The organism is Mycobacterium sp. NGS27, assembly GCF_059813005.1.
In genome coordinates this window covers 814,203-831,399 of the sequence record NZ_JCALDT010000002.1, presented here as the reverse complement: position 1 = coordinate 831,399, position 17,197 = coordinate 814,203, and the positions used below count along the sequence as shown (strand labels likewise).

The 17,197-nt window shown below is 67.9% G+C and carries 19 protein-coding genes; 3 read left to right on the top strand and 16 right to left on the bottom strand.

What is annotated here, in order from left to right; genetic code table 11:
- From AC5Y30_RS08550 to fadD5, 4 genes are all read right to left on the bottom strand, one after another.
- Positions 1–389, bottom strand: a 389-nt coding sequence (locus AC5Y30_RS08550; RefSeq protein ID WP_499917624.1) for an MlaD family protein, incomplete at its 3' end; no start/stop codon positions are given.
- 5 nt (positions 390–394) lie between these two features.
- The gene (locus AC5Y30_RS08545) at positions 395–1,264 is read right to left on the bottom strand and encodes an MlaE family ABC transporter permease (RefSeq protein ID WP_499917623.1); all 870 of its coding nucleotides are present in this window, start codon (positions 1,262–1,264) and stop codon (positions 395–397) included.
- A 1-nt stretch (position 1,265) separates the two neighbouring features.
- Positions 1,266–2,081, bottom strand: coding sequence for an MlaE family ABC transporter permease (locus AC5Y30_RS08540; RefSeq protein WP_499917622.1), 816 nt, complete (start codon positions 2,079–2,081; stop codon positions 1,266–1,268).
- Between the two features lie 293 nt (positions 2,082–2,374).
- Positions 2,375–3,970, bottom strand: coding sequence for a fatty-acid--CoA ligase FadD5 (gene fadD5 / locus AC5Y30_RS08535; RefSeq protein WP_499917621.1), 1,596 nt, complete (start codon positions 3,968–3,970; stop codon positions 2,375–2,377).
- A gap of 183 nt (positions 3,971–4,153) precedes the next feature.
- On the opposite strand from fadD5, the gene AC5Y30_RS08530 reads away from it, so the two are divergent.
- Positions 4,154–4,834 (top strand): GntR family transcriptional regulator, encoded by a 681-nt coding sequence (locus AC5Y30_RS08530; RefSeq protein WP_499917620.1) that lies wholly within the window; start codon positions 4,154–4,156, stop codon positions 4,832–4,834.
- Here the strand turns inward: AC5Y30_RS08530 and AC5Y30_RS08525 are convergent.
- Both AC5Y30_RS08525 and AC5Y30_RS08520 read right to left on the bottom strand, forming a co-directional pair.
- The gene (locus tag AC5Y30_RS08525) at positions 4,831–5,271 is read right to left on the bottom strand and encodes an SRPBCC family protein (RefSeq protein WP_499917619.1); all 441 of its coding nucleotides are present in this window, start codon (positions 5,269–5,271) and stop codon (positions 4,831–4,833) included. The genes AC5Y30_RS08530 and AC5Y30_RS08525 overlap by 4 nt on opposite strands.
- 83 nt (positions 5,272–5,354) lie before the next feature.
- On the bottom strand, positions 5,355–5,840 hold the full coding sequence (locus tag AC5Y30_RS08520) for an acyl-CoA thioesterase (RefSeq protein WP_499917618.1): 486 nt from the start codon (positions 5,838–5,840) through the stop codon (positions 5,355–5,357).
- A gap of 14 nt (positions 5,841–5,854) precedes the next feature.
- On the opposite strand from AC5Y30_RS08520, the gene AC5Y30_RS08515 reads away from it, so the two are divergent.
- On the top strand, positions 5,855–6,979 hold the full coding sequence (locus AC5Y30_RS08515) for an alcohol dehydrogenase catalytic domain-containing protein (RefSeq protein ID WP_499917617.1): 1,125 nt from the start codon (positions 5,855–5,857) through the stop codon (positions 6,977–6,979).
- Here AC5Y30_RS08515 and AC5Y30_RS08510 read toward each other — a convergent pair.
- From AC5Y30_RS08510 to AC5Y30_RS08475, 8 genes are all read right to left on the bottom strand, one after another.
- On the bottom strand, positions 6,976–7,914 hold the full coding sequence (locus AC5Y30_RS08510) for an alpha/beta hydrolase (protein WP_499917616.1): 939 nt from the start codon (positions 7,912–7,914) through the stop codon (positions 6,976–6,978). The genes AC5Y30_RS08515 and AC5Y30_RS08510 overlap by 4 nt on opposite strands.
- Before the next feature lie 28 nt (positions 7,915–7,942).
- Positions 7,943–8,671, bottom strand: coding sequence for an SDR family NAD(P)-dependent oxidoreductase (locus AC5Y30_RS08505; RefSeq protein WP_499917615.1), 729 nt, complete (start codon positions 8,669–8,671; stop codon positions 7,943–7,945).
- A 70-nt stretch (positions 8,672–8,741) separates the two neighbouring features.
- Complete coding sequence (locus AC5Y30_RS08500; RefSeq protein WP_499917614.1) at positions 8,742–9,494, bottom strand: HpcH/HpaI aldolase family protein; 753 nt, start codon at positions 9,492–9,494, stop codon at positions 8,742–8,744.
- The gene (locus tag AC5Y30_RS08495) at positions 9,491–10,465 is read right to left on the bottom strand and encodes a zinc-binding dehydrogenase (RefSeq protein WP_499917613.1); all 975 of its coding nucleotides are present in this window, start codon (positions 10,463–10,465) and stop codon (positions 9,491–9,493) included. Before AC5Y30_RS08495 ends, AC5Y30_RS08500 begins: the two co-directional genes overlap by 4 nt.
- Before the next feature lies 1 nt (position 10,466).
- Entirely contained in the window at positions 10,467–11,681 is a 1,215-nt protein-coding gene (locus AC5Y30_RS08490) for a cytochrome P450 (RefSeq protein ID WP_499917693.1), read from the bottom strand.
- A gap of 23 nt (positions 11,682–11,704) precedes the next feature.
- Positions 11,705–12,409 carry an NIPSNAP family protein gene (locus AC5Y30_RS08485; protein ID WP_499917612.1) on the bottom strand — a complete coding sequence of 235 codons (705 nt, stop codon included), beginning with the start codon at positions 12,407–12,409 and terminating at the stop codon, positions 11,705–11,707.
- Positions 12,410–12,413: 4 nt separating this feature from the next.
- On the bottom strand, positions 12,414–12,977 hold the full coding sequence (locus AC5Y30_RS08480; RefSeq protein ID WP_499917611.1) for a hypothetical protein: 564 nt from the start codon (positions 12,975–12,977) through the stop codon (positions 12,414–12,416).
- Positions 12,978–13,115: 138 nt separating this feature from the next.
- On the bottom strand, positions 13,116–14,285 hold the full coding sequence (locus tag AC5Y30_RS08475; protein WP_499917610.1) for a CaiB/BaiF CoA transferase family protein: 1,170 nt from the start codon (positions 14,283–14,285) through the stop codon (positions 13,116–13,118).
- A gap of 126 nt (positions 14,286–14,411) precedes the next feature.
- Here AC5Y30_RS08475 and AC5Y30_RS08470 point away from each other — a divergent pair, with 126 nt between their 5' ends.
- Positions 14,412–15,098: a DUF427 domain-containing protein gene (locus tag AC5Y30_RS08470; RefSeq protein ID WP_499917609.1), complete on the top strand. Its 687-nt coding sequence runs from the start codon at positions 14,412–14,414 to the stop codon at positions 15,096–15,098.
- Here AC5Y30_RS08470 and AC5Y30_RS08465 read toward each other — a convergent pair.
- Positions 15,082–16,263, bottom strand: coding sequence for an acyl-CoA dehydrogenase family protein (locus AC5Y30_RS08465; RefSeq protein WP_499917608.1), 1,182 nt, complete (start codon positions 16,261–16,263; stop codon positions 15,082–15,084). The genes AC5Y30_RS08470 and AC5Y30_RS08465 overlap by 17 nt on opposite strands.
- A gap of 13 nt (positions 16,264–16,276) precedes the next feature.
- The gene (locus AC5Y30_RS08460; protein WP_499917607.1) at positions 16,277–17,197 is read right to left on the bottom strand and encodes an LLM class F420-dependent oxidoreductase; all 921 of its coding nucleotides are present in this window, start codon (positions 17,195–17,197) and stop codon (positions 16,277–16,279) included.

Here is a 17,197-nt window from a genome sequence, read left to right as displayed (position 1 = left end):
GACGGATTGGCCGGCGTCGTCAACGACACATACTTGCCACCGAACACCGTCGTCGCCTTGATATCGGCATTCACATTCGACGGGATCAACTTCAAATACCGCGGATACACCTCAAGAACGAACTTCGCCGCCGGCTTGCCATCACGCACCGTCTCCGAAATCGACCCCACCCGGCCGATCTCCACCCCGTTGTAGGTGACCTTCGAACCCGGATCCATCACCAACCCAGCCCGCGCCGCCAGCATGGTCAGTGATGTCTTCGGGGTGAAGCTGCCCCGGAACTGCCCGTAGACCAGAGCCAGCGCGATGGCGAAGACGACCAGGAGCGCCACGCCGGCCAGCTTGTACGGCGGGGTCCGCGGGGCGTTGGTCTGAATGGGTCGGGACATGGTGATTACACCGTGAGTGCGAAGTTGGGGTTGACGCCATACAGCGCCAGCGCAGCGGACAACACGACAACCTGTACCGACACCAGGGAGAAGCGCATCGATCGGCCGACGGCCTCACCCACGCCGACCGGACCGCCGCCGGCCTCGTAGCCGTAGAAGCAGTGGGTGATCATCACCACCGCGGTGATGAGGATGGCTTCCACGAACGACCAGAACACGTCCTCGGGACGCAGGAACGTCCGGAAGTAGTGCTCGTAGGTGCCGTTGGACTGCCCGTAGATCACCGTCGTCGTGATCTGTGGGGACAGGAAAGTCATGATGATCGCCATCGAGTAGATGGGGATGATCACCACCAGCCCGGCCATGATGCGGGTGGACGCCAGGAACGAGATCGACTTGATGCCCATCACTTCCAGGGCGTCGACCTCCTCGCTGATGCGCATCGCACCCAGCTCCGCCGTGGCACCCGCACCCACCGTGGCGGCCATGGCGATTCCGGTGACGACGGGCGCGGCGATGCGCACATTGATCAGCGCGGCGAAGAAGCCGGTGAACGCCTCGACGCCGATGTTGCCCAGCGAGGCGAAGCCCTGGATCGCGACCAGCGAGCTACCGGACAACGTCACGAAACCGACGATGGCGACGGTGCCACCGATGACCGCCATGGCGCCGGTGCCCATGCCGATCTGAGCGATCAGGCGCAGGGTCTCCTTGCGGTAGTTGCGCAGGGCGTGCGGGATGTGCCCGATGGCGATGGTGCCGAACCACGCCATCTGACCGATGTCGTCCAGACCGCGGGCCGCGGCCAGGCCGTAGCGGTTGAGGTTCTCTGCCGCCCGCGGGAAGCGGGAGCGAAAGACCGCGGATGTCGACATGTCAGTGTCCCGTCCCGAACCGCACGCCGATCGTCGTCAGCACCACGTTCACGGCGTAAAGCGCGACGACGCAGAGCACGACGGTCTCGTTGACGGCGGTGCCCAGGCCTTTGGACCCGCCGCTCACGGTCAGGCCGCGGTAGCAGCCGACCAGGCCGGCGATCAGCCCGAACACAGCGGCTTTGACCGTTGCGATGACAACCTCGGGCAGGCCGGTGATGGTGGTCAGGGTCGCCAGGTACGCACCGCCCGACACGTTCTGCAAGTAGACGCCGAACAGGTAGCCACCGACCAGGCCGACCGTGATCACCAGGCCGTTGAGCAACGTAGCGACCAGGGTCGCGGCCAGCACCCGGGGCACCACCAGGCGGTGGATGGGGTCGATGCCGAGCACCTCCATCGCGTCGATCTCCTCGCGGATGGTGCGAGCGCCAAGGTCCGCGCAGATCGCCGTCGAACCGGCGCCGGCGACCACCAGCACCGTGGTCAGCGGGCCGAGCTGGGTGACCGCGCCGATCGCCGCGCCGGCGCCGGACAGGTCGGCGGCCCCGAACTGAGCGAGCAGCACGTTGAGCGTGAAGATCAGCAACACGGTCAGAGGAATCGAGACGAAGACCGTCGGCAGGAACGCGACCCGCATGATGAACCAGCACTGCAGGATGAATTCGCGCGCCTGGAACGGCCGACGGAACAGCGCTTTCCCGGTCAGGACGCACATCCGGAAGAATCCCCCGACGAGCGTCAACGGCGTCCGCGCTTGGTCGCGCACATAGCTGACGAGGTAGGGGCCTTGCCGATCAGTCGACGTTGAAGTCACCGCTCCCCCCTCCGGCAGTCACCGCGCGCTGTATGGCGCCGCGGCGGATCGTGTAGCACGCCTCGCCCCCTCACCGCTATGTAGCTGGGGTCGTCCCCAACTCGCCCCGGCTTGATGCCTGTGACCATCGGCTCCCTACTGGCAAGTAGTAACGGAGACCACAGGAATGTACCCGATGGCCAAGCACGTGTGAACCGCATCCGCACAATTAACCCTTCGCCAACCGCTGGCAAACGTTACAGCTCCTGTCGCCTTTCTTCTCTACTCCTAAAACCTCTTGCCCGAGAATGGATTTAGCCGATTTGTCCAACTCCGTACCGCACCCGCAGTTCAGTCTTGAGCACCTTGCCGGCCGGGTTGCGCGGCAGGGCGTCGACGATCTCGAGCGCCTTGGGATGCTTGTATCTCGCCAGCCGCTCGGTCAAAAACTCATCGAGTTGATCGAGCCGCAAATTGTCGTCGGCGACAGCGGCCACCGCGATGGGCACCTCACCCCACTTGTCGTGGGCCCGGCCGATCACGGCGACTTCGACGATCGCCGGGTGGCTGGCGAGGACGTTTTCCACCTCGGCGCAGTAGATGTTCTCGCCACCGGAGATGATCATGTCCTTCTTGCGGTCGACCACCCACACATAGCCCTCGGAGTCCATGCGGACGAGATCGCCCGAGTGGAACCAGCCACCGGCGAAGGCTTCCGCCGTGGCCTCGGGGTTGTTCCAGTATCCGCTCATCAAAGTTGGTGCGCGATAAACGATTTCGCCGACTTCACCGATCGGCACGTCGTTCATGTTTTCGTCCACGACGCGGGCGGCCACGGTGGGTATCACCTTGCCGACCGAGCCGCGTTTACGAATGGCGTCCTCGCCCAGCAACATGCACGTGACCGGCGACATCTCCGTCTGGCCGAACGCGGCCAGTATCTGGGTGCCGGGGAATCTCGCCGACATCTCGCGCAGCAACGCGTCGGGTGCCGGCGCGGCGCCCCAGGAGATCACCCGCAATTTCAGGTCACGCGGGCGCGCCTGCTGTTCGGCGCAGACCGCCTGCCATTGGGCGGGCACCAGAAAGATGCCGGTGACCTTCTCCGCGGCGAGCACGTCGAGCAGCTGTCCGGGCTCGAACGCGCCGAGCGGGTAGATCACCGTCGGGATGCCGAGCAGCACCCCGGTCAGCATGTTGCCGATCCCGGCGATGTGGAAGAACGGCACCCCGATGAATCCGACGTCGTTGTTGATGTCGGCGCCGTTGGTGTACAGGCCGGTCATCGTCTGGCCGGTCAAATTGGTGTGGGTCAGCACGGCGCCCTTCGGCCGCCCTGTCGTGCCCGAGGTGTACATGATCAGCGCCGGCGAGTCGTTGGGGATGTCGACCGGCCGGTGCTCTTGCCCGGACTCGTTGATCAGGTCTTCGTAGCCCAGCACGCTGTCGTCGGTCGGACCGCCGGCCACCACGACGGTGCCGAGCTGTGACTCGATGTCGCGGACTCCGGTGGCCACCGGGGCCAGCACGGGTTCCGTGATGATCACGCGCGCTTCGCAGTCCTGGACGAGGAAGGCGATTTCGGCCGGGGTGAGCCGGAAGTTCAGCGGGACCGCGATGGCGCCGAGCATGTTGACGGCCAGCACCGACTCGACGAACTCGGTGCGGTTGAGCATGAGGATCATGACCCGGTCACCGAAGCCGACACCCCGGCGGCTCAACGCGTCGGCCAGCGCCGCCACCCGGCCGCGCAGCTCGCCCCACGTCAGGGTTTTGCCCAGGAACCGCAGCGCCGCCGCGTGCGGCTGCATCAGCGCGTGGCGTTCCAACTGGTTCACCCAGTTCTGTCGACGGGCCAGGTACGGCTGCTCGTCCGCCTGTGTCGGATGGTTCGCCAATTGCGCGGTCAAACTAAGCACTCCCCTTCACTCGCGCACCGCTTGCGCCAGGTTGATATTTGATAAAACTTGGTGTTGTGTGGGTCACACTATGGCGTTGACGGTCCACTGACAAGTCCCCGTTAACGCCCGTCAAAACTTAAACCCCGTCCCGCCAAGCCCACGAAAGCCCTGGCAGCCCCCGTGAACGCACCGATGTCAATGCAGCCGAGGAGTCGGCGGCCGCTGCGTCGGGCGCAGTTGTCCGACGAGGTGGCCGGGCGTCTGCGGGCCGCGATCATGTCCGGCTCGTTGCGGCCGGGGACGTTCATCCGGCTGGACGAGACCGCGGCCCAGCTCGGGGTCAGCGTCACCCCGGTGCGTGAAGCCCTGCTCAAGCTGCGCGGCGAGGGCATGGTGCAGCTCGAACCGCACCGCGGCCACGTCGTACTGCCCTTGACCCGGCAGGACATCGAGGACATCTTCTGGCTGCAGGCATCGATCGCGCGCGAGCTGGCGGCGGCGGCCACCGACCACATCACCGAGGCCGAGATCGACGAGTTGGACCGCATCAACGACTCGCTCGCCGCGGCCGTCGGGTCCGGCGACGCCGAGACCATCGCGGGCATCGAGTTCGCGTTCCATCGCGTCTTCAACCAGGCGAGCGGGCGGATCAAGCTGGCCTGGTTCCTGCTCAACGCCGCGCGCTACATGCCGGTGCTGGTCTACGCCGCCGACCCCCATTGGGGAGAGGCCGCCGTCGACAACCACCGCCAGCTGATCGGTGCGCTGCGCCGGCGCGACACCAGCGCGGTGATCGAACACACCGTGTGGCAGTTCACCGATGCGGCGACCCGCCTGGCCGAGATGCGCGACCGCACCGGAATCTTCGACTAGCTCGAGGCCAGCTGCTCGGCGCGCTGCTTCAGGCTTTCGGCCAGATGGTCGAGCACGTTGTTGAGGAGTTGCTTCACCATCGGCGCCGGCACCGGCATCGACGTTTCGACGTCCAGATCCACCGTCAACAGGCTCGACGCCCCCATCGAAACCACGCTGAACAGCTGCTCCTGCTTGGTGAAGAGGTCGCCCTGCTGCAGGACGGTCTGAATCTGGTTTTCCCCGGGGTAGTACACGGCCTGGATGAACATGCTCTGCATGCCCTGGTAATCGGTGTCGAGCCGCAGCTGGCTGGGGCGCCCGTCGTCATAGCGGGCAAGCACCCAGAGACCTTTTATCTCCTCGTTCCATTGTGGGTAGGCCTCGAAGTCGCCGACGATCCGCATGATCAACGCGGCGTCGGCGTCCACCTCGACGGTCTTGCTCATCACTGGCATGCGCGAAGCATAGCCGGGCCGGCGGCGCCTCCGTGCGGTGCCGTCGCGGCCGATTCGATGACGAAAGCCCTGCTGCCAGGCGGTTATTGGTCGACGGCGGCGGTCGCCAGCAGGGCGCGGACGGCGTCGGGGATGGGGACGGACTTGCGGGTGACCCGGTCGACGTAGACGTGCACCCAGTGCCCCAGCGCGGTGATCGGTCGGGCGTTGTCTTCGGCGAGCTCATTCCCGGCGGCCCGGAACACTCCCAGCCGGTAGGTGACGCTGCTGCGGCCCAGCCGCGTGACGGCGAGTCCGACCACGAGGTGCTGCGGGAACTGCAGCTCGGAGAAGTAGCGGCAGCCCGATTCGGCGACGATGCCCAGCGCGGGCGTGGTGATCGGGTCCAGCCCGGTGCTGGTGTTGATCCAGGCGTTGATCGCGGTGTCGAATAGTTGGTAGTACACGGCGTTGTTGAGGTGGCCGAACATGTCGTTGTCGGCCCACCGGGTGCCGACCGGCCACAACACCGGAAAGTCGTTGCTGGTCAGCCCGTCCGGTGCGGGCGGAACCACGGAAGCCGACGCCATGGTTGTATTCCAGCATGCCTGCAATTCGAGGCGCCGTACTGGAGCACATCGGGTCGCCCCGGCCCTACGCCCGGTCGCGACCGATCACCGTCGCCGAACTCGACCTCGCGCCCCCGGGCCGCGACGAAGTCCTGGTCCGCGTCGAGGCGGCTGGCATCTGCCACTCGGACCTATCCGTGGTCGACGGCAACCGGGTGCGGCCGGTGCCGATGTTGCTGGGCCACGAGGCCGCCGGGATCGTCGAAGAGATCGGTGACGGCGCGCTATCAAGCGGGGTCGACCTGACCGTCGGCCAGCGGGTGGTGCTGGTGTTCTTGCCGCGCTGCGGTCATTGCGTGGCGTGCGCAACCGAGGGGCTGACGCCGTGTGAATCGGGCAGCGCGGCGAACGGCGCGGGCACGTTGCTCGGCGGCGACATTCGGCTCAGCCGAGCCGGCCACGCGGTGTATCACCACCTCGGTGTCTCCGGTTTCGCGACGCACGCGGTCGTCAATCGGGCCAGCGCCGTCCCGGTGCCCGGCGACGTGCCGGCCGACGTCGCCGCGCTCCTGGGTTGCGCGGTACTCACCGGTGGCGGCGCGGTGCTCAACGTGGGTCATCCGCGGCCGGGCCAGACGGTCGCGGTGGTCGGGTTGGGGGGCGTGGGCATGGCAGCGCTGCTCACCGCGCTGACCTATGACGACGTCCGCGTCGTCGCCGTCGACCAGCTGCCGGAGAAGTTGGCGGCCGCCCGGCGCCTGGGCGCCCACGACGCCTACACGCCGCAGCAGGCCACCGACGCCGGGGTGAAGGCCGCGGTGGTGGTCGAGGCCGTCGGTCATCCGGCCGCGCTGGAGACCTCGATCGCCATGACGGCGCCAGGCGGGCGCACGGTCACTGTGGGTCTGCCGCCCCCGGCGGCACGAATCAGCGTGTCGCCGTTGGGTTTTGTGGCCGAGGGCCGGTCGTTGATCGGCAGTTACCTGGGTTCGGCGGTGCCCAGCCGGGACATCCCCCGGTTCGTCGAGCTGTGGCGGTCGGGCAGGTTGCCGGTGGAATCGCTGGTGTCGTCCACGATTTCGTTGGAGAACATCAACGAGGCGATGGACAACCTGGCCGACGGGACCGCCGTGCGTCAACTGATCAGGTTCGACGGCTAGTCAACGTGCAACGCGCCGCATAGTGCGTGGCCCTGCAGCGCGAACAGTCGTTGCGAGCCAGCCCACTCTGGCAGCAGCGAATCGAACCCGTGACAGGCGCGCGCGAAGACGTGCAGTTCGGTCGAGACCCCGGCCCGCAGGAGCCGCAGCGCGTAGTCGATCGCCTCGTCGCGGAACGGGTCGATCTCGGCGCACGTGATCAAAGCCGTTGGCAGTCCGGCCAATTCGCCCCGCCGTGCGGGCACCGAGAGCTCCGACGCGCCGGCCGGCCCCAGGTAGTGGCGCCACATCAATTCGGCGGCCTCGCCGTCGAACGCCGGGCTGGTGCGGAACTGCGCCTTCGATCCGGTAACCCGATCGTCGAGCACCGGCTGGTGCAGCAACTGAAACGCCACCGGCGGCAGTTTCTCGTCGGCGGCCCGCTGCGCCAGGCCCGCGGCCACGGCGGCGCCGGCGCTGCTGCCCGCGACGGCCAGGCGCCCCGGGTCCACTCCCAGGTCCCCCGCGTTCGCGGCCACCCACCGCAGCACGGCGCCCGCATCCTCGAGGGCCGCCGGGAACGGGTGCTCGGGGGCGAGCCGGTAGTCCACCGACAGCACCGTGCAGCGGCCGCGTCGCGAAAGCTCCACGCATTGGCGGTGATCGGTGTCCAGGTTGCCCAGCGCGAATCCGCCGGCGTGGCAGTACACCACGCCCGGCGCCCCGTCGTCGGGCCCACCGCGATAGATGCGCACCCTGACACCGCCGAATTCCGTCGGCACGCGATCCTCGACGATCCCCACCCCGGACGCATTGGTCTGCCCGGCGGTCACCCGGCGGCGTTCGTTGAACGGCTCACGCGCGAGTTGTATTGCGGCCAGCGTAAACTCGGTCCGCGTCGTAACGACGTCACGCAACGCGGGATCGAGCCGATCGGCCCCGTCCAGCTGTGTCACCGCGCGCCGCCGGCGCCGCTGCCGACCTTCAGCGGATCTGCAGGCATTGCCCACCGTCGATGACGAGTTCGGAGCCGGTGATGAACGATGCTTCGTCGGACACCAGGAAGGCCACCGCGTCGGCAACCTCACCGGCCTCGCCGATCCGCCCGAACATGGACGCCCCGGCCAGCCGCGCCTGGGTGGCGTCGTCGAGCATCGTGGTGGCGATCGGCCCGGGGAAGACGGCGTTGACCCGGATGCCGGAGGGGGCGAGCTCGGCCGCGGCGGTCTGGGTGAGCCCGCGCAACGCCCACTTCGATGACCCGTAGGCGCTGTGCTGCGGGAAGGGGCGGATGGCGCCGGTGCTGCAGATGTTGACGATCGAGGCATTCGGCGCCGTGCGTAGCTGCTCCAGCGCTGCGCGCATCCCGAGGAACGGGCCCAGACAGTTGACCCGCCAGGCGGTTTCGAAGCCGGCGGGTGTCTCCGCGCTCAGCGAGGCCCGGTGTAGCACACCCGCGCAGTTGACCAGCGTGCTCAGCGAGCCGAAGCGACCGGCGACCTCGGCGACCACCGAGTCCCACTGCTCGGATGCGGTCACGTCGAGCTCGAGGGCGATCAGGTCTTCGTCGTGCGCTTCGCCGACGGCGGTGAGCAGTTCGGCTGCCCGCAGGTCGCACGCGGCCACCGAAAAGCCTTTGTCGCGCAGGCGTTTGGCGATGGCCCAGCCTTGTCCGCCGGCGGCGCCGGTCACCAGTGCGACGCGTTGATTCATGCTGGGCTCACCTCGCGACTGTCGGCCGATCCGGCGCAGGTGGCGCAGCGGCGCCGCGCCTCGTCGTCCGTCATCGCGTGGCCTCGCGCAGGTGCTCCGCGGCGCCGCGCCGCAGCGCCTGTGACTCGGCCGCCAGGGTGATCATGCCGAATCCCAACTGTGCCATGGCGTGACCCGTCTTGCCATCCCCGGCGTGAATGCCGGTGACCAGACCCGCGTCCGACGCCGCCCGATGGATGCGCACGATCGCGTCGAGCACCTCCGGATGCCGGGTGGCGCCGACGACACCGGCGCCCAGCGAAATGGCCAGATCGGCTGGGCCGACGTAGATTCCGGTCAGGTCGTCGACGGCGCAGATGTCGTGGATGCCGGAGAGCGCGGCGGCGGTCTCGATCATCGCGAACACGCCGGCCCGCGACTCGTGGGCGGCGGGGTCGAGCCCCAGGCTGGCGCGCAGCGGACCGAAGCTGCGCACGCCCCGCGGCGGGTAGCGGGTGGCGGCCACCGCCGCGGCGGCCTGGTCCGCCGACTCGATCATCGCGATGACGACGGCGTCCGCACCCGCGTCGAGCACCCGCCCGATCGGCGCCGCGTCGGCGTTGGGCAGGCGGACCACCGTGGCGACGGGCACGTGCTCGATGCGGCGCAGGATGCGCGCGATGTCGGCGTCGTCGAGGTAGCCGTGTTGCGCGTCGAAGCCGACGTAATCGTAACCGGCGCGGGCGAATTCCTCCGGCCCCAGTTCCGTTGGGCCGGTGATCCAGCCGCCGAATATCGGGGCTTTGCGGCTCAGCGCCTGCTGTAAATTGCTCGGCGAAGTCATGGCGCACCGGCGATGGCGATCTTGATGCGTTCGGCGACCGGCCGGCAGGCCAGTTCGAAGGCGTCCTGCACCTGGTCGACGCCGTAGGTGTGGGTGAGGTAGGCGCCCAGCAGCCGGGGGTGCTCGGCGGCGAACTTGCCGGCAAGCTCCAGCATCCGCCGGCGGTCCAGTGTCACACCGGATTTCAGAGTCAGGTTGTTGCGTAGCATCGCCCGCATGCTGATCGGATACATTTCGTCATCGGCGACGCCGAAATAAAACACGGTGCCGCCGGGGGCGGCGGCGTCGATGGCGTGGTTCAGGGTGGCGACCTGATGGCCGACGGCCTCGATGACGACGTCCGCGCGGTCCGCGCCCTCGAGCTGGCTCACCCAGCGGTCGCTGGTGGCGCGCACCGGGTCGTCGACCCCGAAAGCCTCTGCCAGGCCGTGGCGTTCGATCGGGTCGACGCCGGTGACGCGTCGCGCCCCCGCCGCCTTGGCGACATAGGAGAACAACAGCCCGATGGACCCTTGGCCGATGATCGCGACGTGCCGGCCGGCCAGGTCGCCGAGCTGTTCGCAGGCGTAGAGGACGCAGGCCAGCGGTTGCAGCCCGACCGCCTGGGCGGGGGTCAGCGCCGGATCGTAGGACGCCAGTCCGTCGCCGTCGCTGACGATGCGTTCCATCATGCCGTCGAATCCGGAGGCCCAGCCGACCACCTGATCGCCGGGGCGGTGGGCGGGGTGCCGGCTGGCGATCACCTCGCCGGCGACCTCGTGGATGGGGAAGCCATCTTTCTCGGGACCGCTTCGGCCGTCGTCACCCGGGATCCGTCCGCGGGCGCCGCGGAAGGCCGGCAGATCGCTGCCGCAAACGCCCGCGGCCGAAAACCGCAACAGCACCTGCCCGTCGGCCAGGCACTCGGGGGTCTTGTCGTCGATCGTGGTGCGCTCGAACAGATACGGGGCGATGATCCGATAGGACCACACGTCAGACCTCCACCGGAATGTTGTTCCAGCCCCATTGGAAGCTGGACGGCAGCCGGGTGGCCGAGTCGGCCTGGATCGCGTAGTCGGGCACCCGGCGAAGCCATTCGGCCAGCAGCACAGCCACTTCCAGCCGCGCCAGGTGATATCCGATGCAGAAGTGCTGGCCGCGGCCGAATGCCAGCGAGCGGTGGATGGGCCGGTCCCAGATGAATTCGTCGGGCTCGGGGTACTCCCGCTCGTCGCGGTTGGCCGAGGCGAGCAGGGTGATGACGCGCTGGCCCGGACTCAGGGTTTCGCCGTGAATCTCGAAGGGCTTGCGCACCGTGCGCGCGAACCACTGTGCGGGCGCACAGAATCGGATCATCTCGTCGCGCGCGACGAGCACGTTGTTTTCCAGGTCGGCGCGTACGGCGGCCAGCTGCTCGGGCCGCCGGCTGAGCTCCCAGAGGCCGTGGGCGACGATTTTGGGCACCGTCTCGGTTCCCCCGATGAAGATGCACAGCATCTGGGTCGCGACTTCCATGTCGTCGAGCGCGCTGCCGTCGGGCAGGTGATAGCCCAGCAGGCCGTCGACCACGTCCAGTGGTGTCCCGGACGAATCGGCGCGGCGGCGCGCGACCGCGGGCAGCAGGTATTCGAAATAGTTGGGCCGCGCCTGGCCGGTGTCCACACCGACGCCCGGCTGAGCGAGGCTGCCGGCGTTGACGGTGGCGAGGACTTGCGGCGCGAGATCGGTTGGAATACCGCATAATTCGCAGACGATCGCGGCCACCACGATTCCGCCATAGTCCTGGGTCAGGTCGAACGCACCGCCCGGGAGCAGCGCGTCGAGGCGTTGGTTCGCCAACGCGCGGATCCGGCCCTCCAGGTCGGTGACCGATCGCGGCCGAAACGGCCGCGAGTGGGTGCGCCGGATCTCGCCGTAGAGGTCCGCGTCGAACATGGCGTGAAACGGCAGTGGGTGCAGGGGCGGGTCGGCGACCGGCCCGCTGTTGTGCTGGGCCAGAACCGATGCCGGCGGCAGCGTGCCTTCCGAGGCGACGAACGTGCCGTTGTTGACTTCCAGCACCGTCCAGATGTCCTCGAAGCGTGACAGCGCGAACGTGTCCCACTGCGGCATGTAGTACACGGGGTGGTGGTCGCGCAGGGTCTTGTAGTACGGCAATGGGTTCGCCATCACCGCCGCGTCGAACGGGTCATACCGAAAGTCGTTCATGGTCAAGGCGTTCAGCCGCTCCGTCACTGCAGCGGCGATGGCGGGAGGGCCTGCAGAATGGAATCCTCCCAGCCGTCACGCAACGCGGGCGCCACGCTCATCCACGTGACGATCTCGGCCGGTGGGCTCTCCTTCCAGGACGGATAGTGCTCGGCGAAGCAGTCCCAGCCGCCGTCCAGCGCCCAGTAGTGGATCACTTCGTTGTAGCGGAAGGTCGTGGTGAACGATCCGAGCCAGCGCTTGCCGGTCCGTTCCGACCACGGAACGTAGAGCCGCTCCAGTTCGCGGATGTAGTCGTCCTGGCGTCCCGGTTTGGTCTGCATGATCTCTTGGATCACCAGCGGCGCGGTGAAATTGGCTTCGCGCAGCTGGGCGAGCGTCTTGTTGCTGGGCCCGGGGTACATGATGCGGCCCTCCCCCGAAGCGCCGACGTCAGCCAGGAACGCCGCCCATTTGCCGGATGCGGCCTCGTGGCTGCCGCCGCGGGCCTGCGCGGCCCCGATCCTGGCGTAGTCGGCGAAGCCGTCGATCTCCCAGATGACCGTCACCTGGGGCCAGTGACCGTTGTACGGCGTGGACTCCCAAATCGCGAACAGCCGAGCGCCGAGTTGCTCCATCATCGGTTGATAGGTGTCGGCGAAGATCTCGGTGAACAGGTCGCTGCGCCCGGAGCCCAGCGAAATCGTCTCGTGCAAGTAGAGCAGGGTGTGTCCGAAGTATTTCTTCATCGGGCTAGTCGAGCCGGATCAGCTCTGAGGCGGCCCCCAAGCCCACGTCGCACAGCAACATCTCGGTGGCATCGACCGTCGCGCCCGGAATGCCCGCCGCCGCAAGCGCATAGCTCTTGAACATGCGGGCCGCGCCGCTGAGTAGATGCTGCGCACGCGTCGTCGCACGGTTCACCCCCAGGGGCCATCCCTCACCCCAGAGGGCGACCTCGATCAGCGGGTTGTCCAGTGACTCGAGCACGGCCTCACGCACCCGGGCGTCGGCGGTGAACGCCTGAGCGCTAACGGCCAGGCTCGTCGAGCCCGCGCACACGCCGGCAAGCTCGGGCTCGAGGTCCGCCGCCCGCACCCCCAGGATGCGCAGCGACCGGGTATCGCAGCCCCGCGGGAGCAGCACGGTCACCTCCCAACCGGCCATGGCCCGGTCGTAGAGCCAACCGCCGGCCGACTGCACGACATCCGCGGCGCTGGCCGCGACCACGTCGAGCCGGTAACGCAGACCCTCGCCGGTTGCGCGGGCTGCTTCCGCAGCGCCGCTCTTGCTGATGTCGAACGTGGGAGCGACCATCGATCCATTCCTCACCACCAGTTCGCTGGCGGGTCACAAGCGCTTGTCTTGGGCTGGAGCCGCGTCACGCGCGGGCCGATGCGACTCACCGGACAGGGTGACACTTCTTGCGGAATTTGTAAAGCTACCGCCGGCCCGTCAGGACCCGCGGCGGGCCTTGAGGTCGGCCAGCACTTCCGCGGTGTGTTGCCCGAGTTCCGGTGCCGCAGAACGCGGTGCCCACGGAGTCCCGTGAAAATCCGCCGGTGTGGCAACCATCGGCACGGCGGCTTCGCCGTCGGGGACGTCGACGATGCCGCCCGCGGCGTGGAACTGCTCGTCGGCGACGACGTCCTCGAGGGAGTTGATCGGTGACCAGAAGAAGTCCGGTTCGCCGGCGAACACCTCCGCCCATTCGTCGAGGGGGCGCGTCGCGAAGATGTCATCCAAAGCGGCGATCAGCTCGGTCGAGTTGACGGCGCGGGAACGGGCATCGGCGAATCGGGGATCGCCGCGCCACTCGGGCCGGCCCACCGCCCGGCACAGCGCCGGCCAATGCCGCTCGGCCTCCAGACCGACGATCCAGAACCGCCGGCCGTCGGCCGCGGCATAGTTGTTCATGCACGGATTGCCCATGGTTTCGCGCTGCCCGATCGCGATCGGCTGTCCGCTCATCAGATAGGTGTTGAGGTCGAAGCTGACGGTGTAGGCACCCTGCCGGTAGAGCGAGGTGGTCACCAGCTGACCCGTCCCGGTCCGTTCGCGCGCGAGCAGGGCCGCGCATACGGCCGCGGCCATCGTCATCCCGGCGGAGTGGTCGCCCATGCCGCCACGCTGAAACGGGGGCGTGTCGCCGGGGCGGGTGAGCAGGTGGGCCACCCCGGCCCGGGACCAGAAGGCGGCGACGTCGAAGGCGGCGCGGTCGGCGTCGGGCCCGTCCTCGCCGTACCCGGTGATGAGCCCGTAGACCAGACGCGGATTGGTCGCCGACACCGCCTCGAAGTCCAGGCCGAGGCGCCGTAGCGCGCCGGGCCGCACATTGGTCAGGAAAACGTCTGCCTCAGCAAGCAATTCGAATGCGGTGGCGCGGCCGTCGTCGGTCCCGAGATCCAGCACGACGCTGCGCTTGGACCGGTTGTCCATCTCGAACGGCGGGTTCAAGCCCAAATCGCAGCCCAGCATCCGGCCGAACATGCGCGCCGGATCACCGGCCGGCGGCTCGATCTTGATCACGTCGGCGCCCCAGTCCGCGAGGATGCCGCCGGCGGCCGGGCCGGCCACCCAGACCCCGAGTTCGACGACTTTGACGCCTGCTACCGGTCCCGCCATGGGTAAGTTCCCGCTCTCTGCTATCCGAGCTGGGGGTACCACCCACTTCTGGGGGGACACGCCAGCGCAACGCCGCATACCGAGTGCCACGCTAGCGTGACGTTCAGCGGCCTTAGGCTTGCGCACATGAGTCTGGTGGCCGGGCGTGGTCCGCTCAGCGGCGATCCCGCGGGACGCTTCTCGCCCGCGATACCCGACGACGTCGTCTACGTCGAACCGCATCCCCGGCGCGTGCAGGCAGTCAGGGACGGCCGCGTGGTGATCGACACCGAGCGGGCGCTGATGGTGCACCGGCGCGGCCGGCCGCTGAGCTACGCCTTCGCGGCCGACGAGGTAGGCGACCTACCCGGCGAGCCGGAACCCGCGGCGCCCGGTTTCGTCCAGGTGCCCTGGGACGCGGTCGACACCTGGCTGGAAGAGGGGCGCAAACTCGTGCACTATCCGCCCAATCCCTATCACCGCGTCGACTGCCGTCCGACGCAACGCCGCCTGCGCGTCCGCGCCGACGGGACGACGCTGGTGGACACCGACGACACCGTCATCCTCTTCGAGACCGCGCTCGCCCCGCGGCTCTACGTCGATCCGGCACACGTGCGCACCGATCTGCTGCGGCGCTCCGAGACGTCGAGTTATTGCAATTACAAAGGGGTTGCGACGTACTGGTCGTTCGTCTCCCGCGACCGGGTTGTCGAGGACGTCGCCTGGAGCTATCCCGGCCCGCCGCCGGAAAGCCTGCCCATCAAGGGATTCCTCAGTTTTGACGACACGCGCGCCGAGGTGATGGCCGAGCTGCCGGTCAGCGACCGTAGCTAGGGCGACCGAGACCCAGCTCGTGCTGGGCGATCATGTTGCGGAACACCTCCATCGTGCCGCCGTAGATGCCGGCGGGCACGCCGTGCCGGAAGATGAACTCGATGGCACCATTATCCGCGGAACCCGTTGTATCCGTAGGCAATGTCGATGCCGTACCCAGCAGGTCCATCAACTCCTGGGAGGCCTCCCGCATCGTCTGGATGAGCGCTACCCGCCCGTACATCCCGGGGGTCGACATGGCCGCCTCGATCCGGGCCATGTTGCGCCCGAGCCGGTATTTCGTCGCATCGTCATCGATCGGGCGCCGCCCGGCCGCATCGGGCTTCGACAGGACGGCTGCCACTCCATCGGCCGCCTCGGCCATCAGGTGGCCATGCTCTGACAACATCGAAATGTTCTGCAGGCCATGGTCTTCGGTTTCGGTGATGCCGTGTTCCGCGTCGAGGGCGAACCGCATCACCGTCCAGCCGCCGTTGACCTCGCCGATCCGATAGAGATCGGCGACCCGTACGTCGCTGTAATACACGATGTTGGTGCGGTCGCCGTCGAGCGTGCGAATGCCCTGGATCTCGATGCCCGGCGAATCCAGCGGCACCAGGAACATGGTGAGGTTCTTGTGTTTGCGGCCCTGCGGATCGGTGTTGGTGAGCAGGAAGACGTACTGGGCGTTCTGCGCGTTCGAGGTGAACATCTTGGAGCCGTTGATGATCCAGCTCGATTCGTCCGCCTCGCGCACGGCTCGGGTCTTGCAGGTGGCGACGTCGGAGCCACCCTCGGGCTCGGTGTAGCCCAGGCACAGTCGGATTTCGCCGGACAACACCCCCGGCAGGATCGCGTCGGCGAGTTCGGGCGCCCCGAATTGTTCGACCAACCGCGCGACTGTCGCCGTGGTGCCCCAGTGAAACCACGGCGTGTGCGCGCGACCGATCTCTAGGTGGAAGATCCGCCGCCGCACCGGATCGAATCCCCCCTCGGACTCCAGCTGATAGTCCGACGTCAGGTAGCCCTCTTTGCCCAAAGCCAAATGCACTGGCTCACTGAAGTTTTCGCCGGTCTCTCGATCGCGCCGCCGCACTTCGTCGGTGACGTGTTCGGCGATGAACGCCCGAGTCCGGTCGAAGAAGTCCTGATCCTCGGGCGAGAGCACTACACGGGAGAAGTCCATGTGACGCCTCTGATCACGCCGCGTCGACGACCAGGCTGCGGAACCGGTCGAGGGTCTCGAGCGCGTGCGTCATGCTGTCGCCGGGCAGGTGAATGCTGACCCACGTCACGCCCAGCTTCGCCAGCTTGTCCAGGCCCTCGAGGTAGGCGTCGGCGTTGAAGTCGTCACTCGCGGGGCTGCCGCCCTCGAAGTTGGTGAAGGTGATGTCGATGGCAGACCAATCCCGCTGGGCCGCATCGCATCTGCGCCGCAGATCGTCGATGCCGTCGGCGAGCTTCTGCGGTGAGTCGATGACGGCGGTGCCGGCCGTCTGGGCCAGCTGCGGCGGCGCGGGGAACGGGCACCAGCCGTCGCCGTACTGGGCCACCCGTTGCCGCGAAGAGGACGTGTTGCCGCCGATCCAGAGCGGCGGGTGCGGATCGCTGATCGGGCGGGGGTGCGCGGTGATGCCCCGCGCGCTGAAATGCTTGCCCTCGAACGAGATATCGTCGCCGGTCCAGATGGCCCGGATCACCTGTAGGGATTCCTCGAACAGCTCGGCGCGCTCGTCGAAGCTGACCCCCAGCGCCGCGAACTCGCGCTTGAGGTAGCCCACGCCCACCGCGAGCGTGAACCGCCCGCCGGAGAGCAGGTCCAGGGTGGCGCCGGCCTTGGCCACCACGAACGGGTTTCGGTACGGCAGCACCACGATGTTGGGAATCAGCCGCAGCGTGGACGTGGTGGCCGCCGCGAAACCCAGGGCGACAAAGGGGTCCAACGCGTCGTGCCCGCCGGCCTCCAGCCATCGCTGCGAGGGCGCCGGGTGATCGGTGAAGCCGAAGCCGTGGATCCCGGCCGCCTCGGTCGCCGCGGCCACCTTGCCGATACCGTCCCCACTGACCAGCTCCGGGTTGTACGGATGGCTGTGCATCGGGTGGGTGATGGTGAACCGCAT

What these genes read in the sequence shown, in the direction of transcription:
- AC5Y30_RS08545 (WP_499917623.1), bottom strand. Translation starts at nt 1,264, where the DNA reads ATGTCGACATCCGCGGTCTTTCGCTCCCGCTTCCCGCGGGCGGCAGAG.
- AC5Y30_RS08530 (WP_499917620.1), top strand. Translation starts at nt 4,154, where the DNA reads ATGTCAATGCAGCCGAGGAGTCGGCGGCCGCTGCGTCGGGCGCAGTTG.
- AC5Y30_RS08525 (WP_499917619.1), bottom strand. Translation starts at nt 5,271, where the DNA reads ATGCCAGTGATGAGCAAGACCGTCGAGGTGGACGCCGACGCCGCGTTG.
- AC5Y30_RS08520 (WP_499917618.1), bottom strand. Translation starts at nt 5,840, where the DNA reads ATGGCGTCGGCTTCCGTGGTTCCGCCCGCACCGGACGGGCTGACCAGC.
- AC5Y30_RS08515 (WP_499917617.1), top strand. Translation starts at nt 5,855, where the DNA reads ATGCCTGCAATTCGAGGCGCCGTACTGGAGCACATCGGGTCGCCCCGG.
- AC5Y30_RS08505 (WP_499917615.1), bottom strand. Translation starts at nt 8,671, where the DNA reads ATGAATCAACGCGTCGCACTGGTGACCGGCGCCGCCGGCGGACAAGGC.
- AC5Y30_RS08500 (WP_499917614.1), bottom strand. Translation starts at nt 9,494, where the DNA reads ATGACTTCGCCGAGCAATTTACAGCAGGCGCTGAGCCGCAAAGCCCCG.
- AC5Y30_RS08490 (WP_499917693.1), bottom strand. Translation starts at nt 11,681, where the DNA reads ATGAACGACTTTCGGTATGACCCGTTCGACGCGGCGGTGATGGCGAAC.
- AC5Y30_RS08485 (WP_499917612.1), bottom strand. Translation starts at nt 12,409, where the DNA reads ATGAAGAAATACTTCGGACACACCCTGCTCTACTTGCACGAGACGATT.
- AC5Y30_RS08480 (WP_499917611.1), bottom strand. Translation starts at nt 12,977, where the DNA reads ATGGTCGCTCCCACGTTCGACATCAGCAAGAGCGGCGCTGCGGAAGCA.
- AC5Y30_RS08475 (WP_499917610.1), bottom strand. Translation starts at nt 14,285, where the DNA reads ATGGCGGGACCGGTAGCAGGCGTCAAAGTCGTCGAACTCGGGGTCTGG.
- AC5Y30_RS08470 (WP_499917609.1), top strand. Translation starts at nt 14,412, where the DNA reads ATGAGTCTGGTGGCCGGGCGTGGTCCGCTCAGCGGCGATCCCGCGGGA.
- AC5Y30_RS08465 (WP_499917608.1), bottom strand. Translation starts at nt 16,263, where the DNA reads ATGGACTTCTCCCGTGTAGTGCTCTCGCCCGAGGATCAGGACTTCTTC.
- AC5Y30_RS08460 (WP_499917607.1), bottom strand. Translation starts at nt 17,197, where the DNA reads ATGCGGTTCACCATCACCCACCCGATGCACAGCCATCCGTACAACCCG.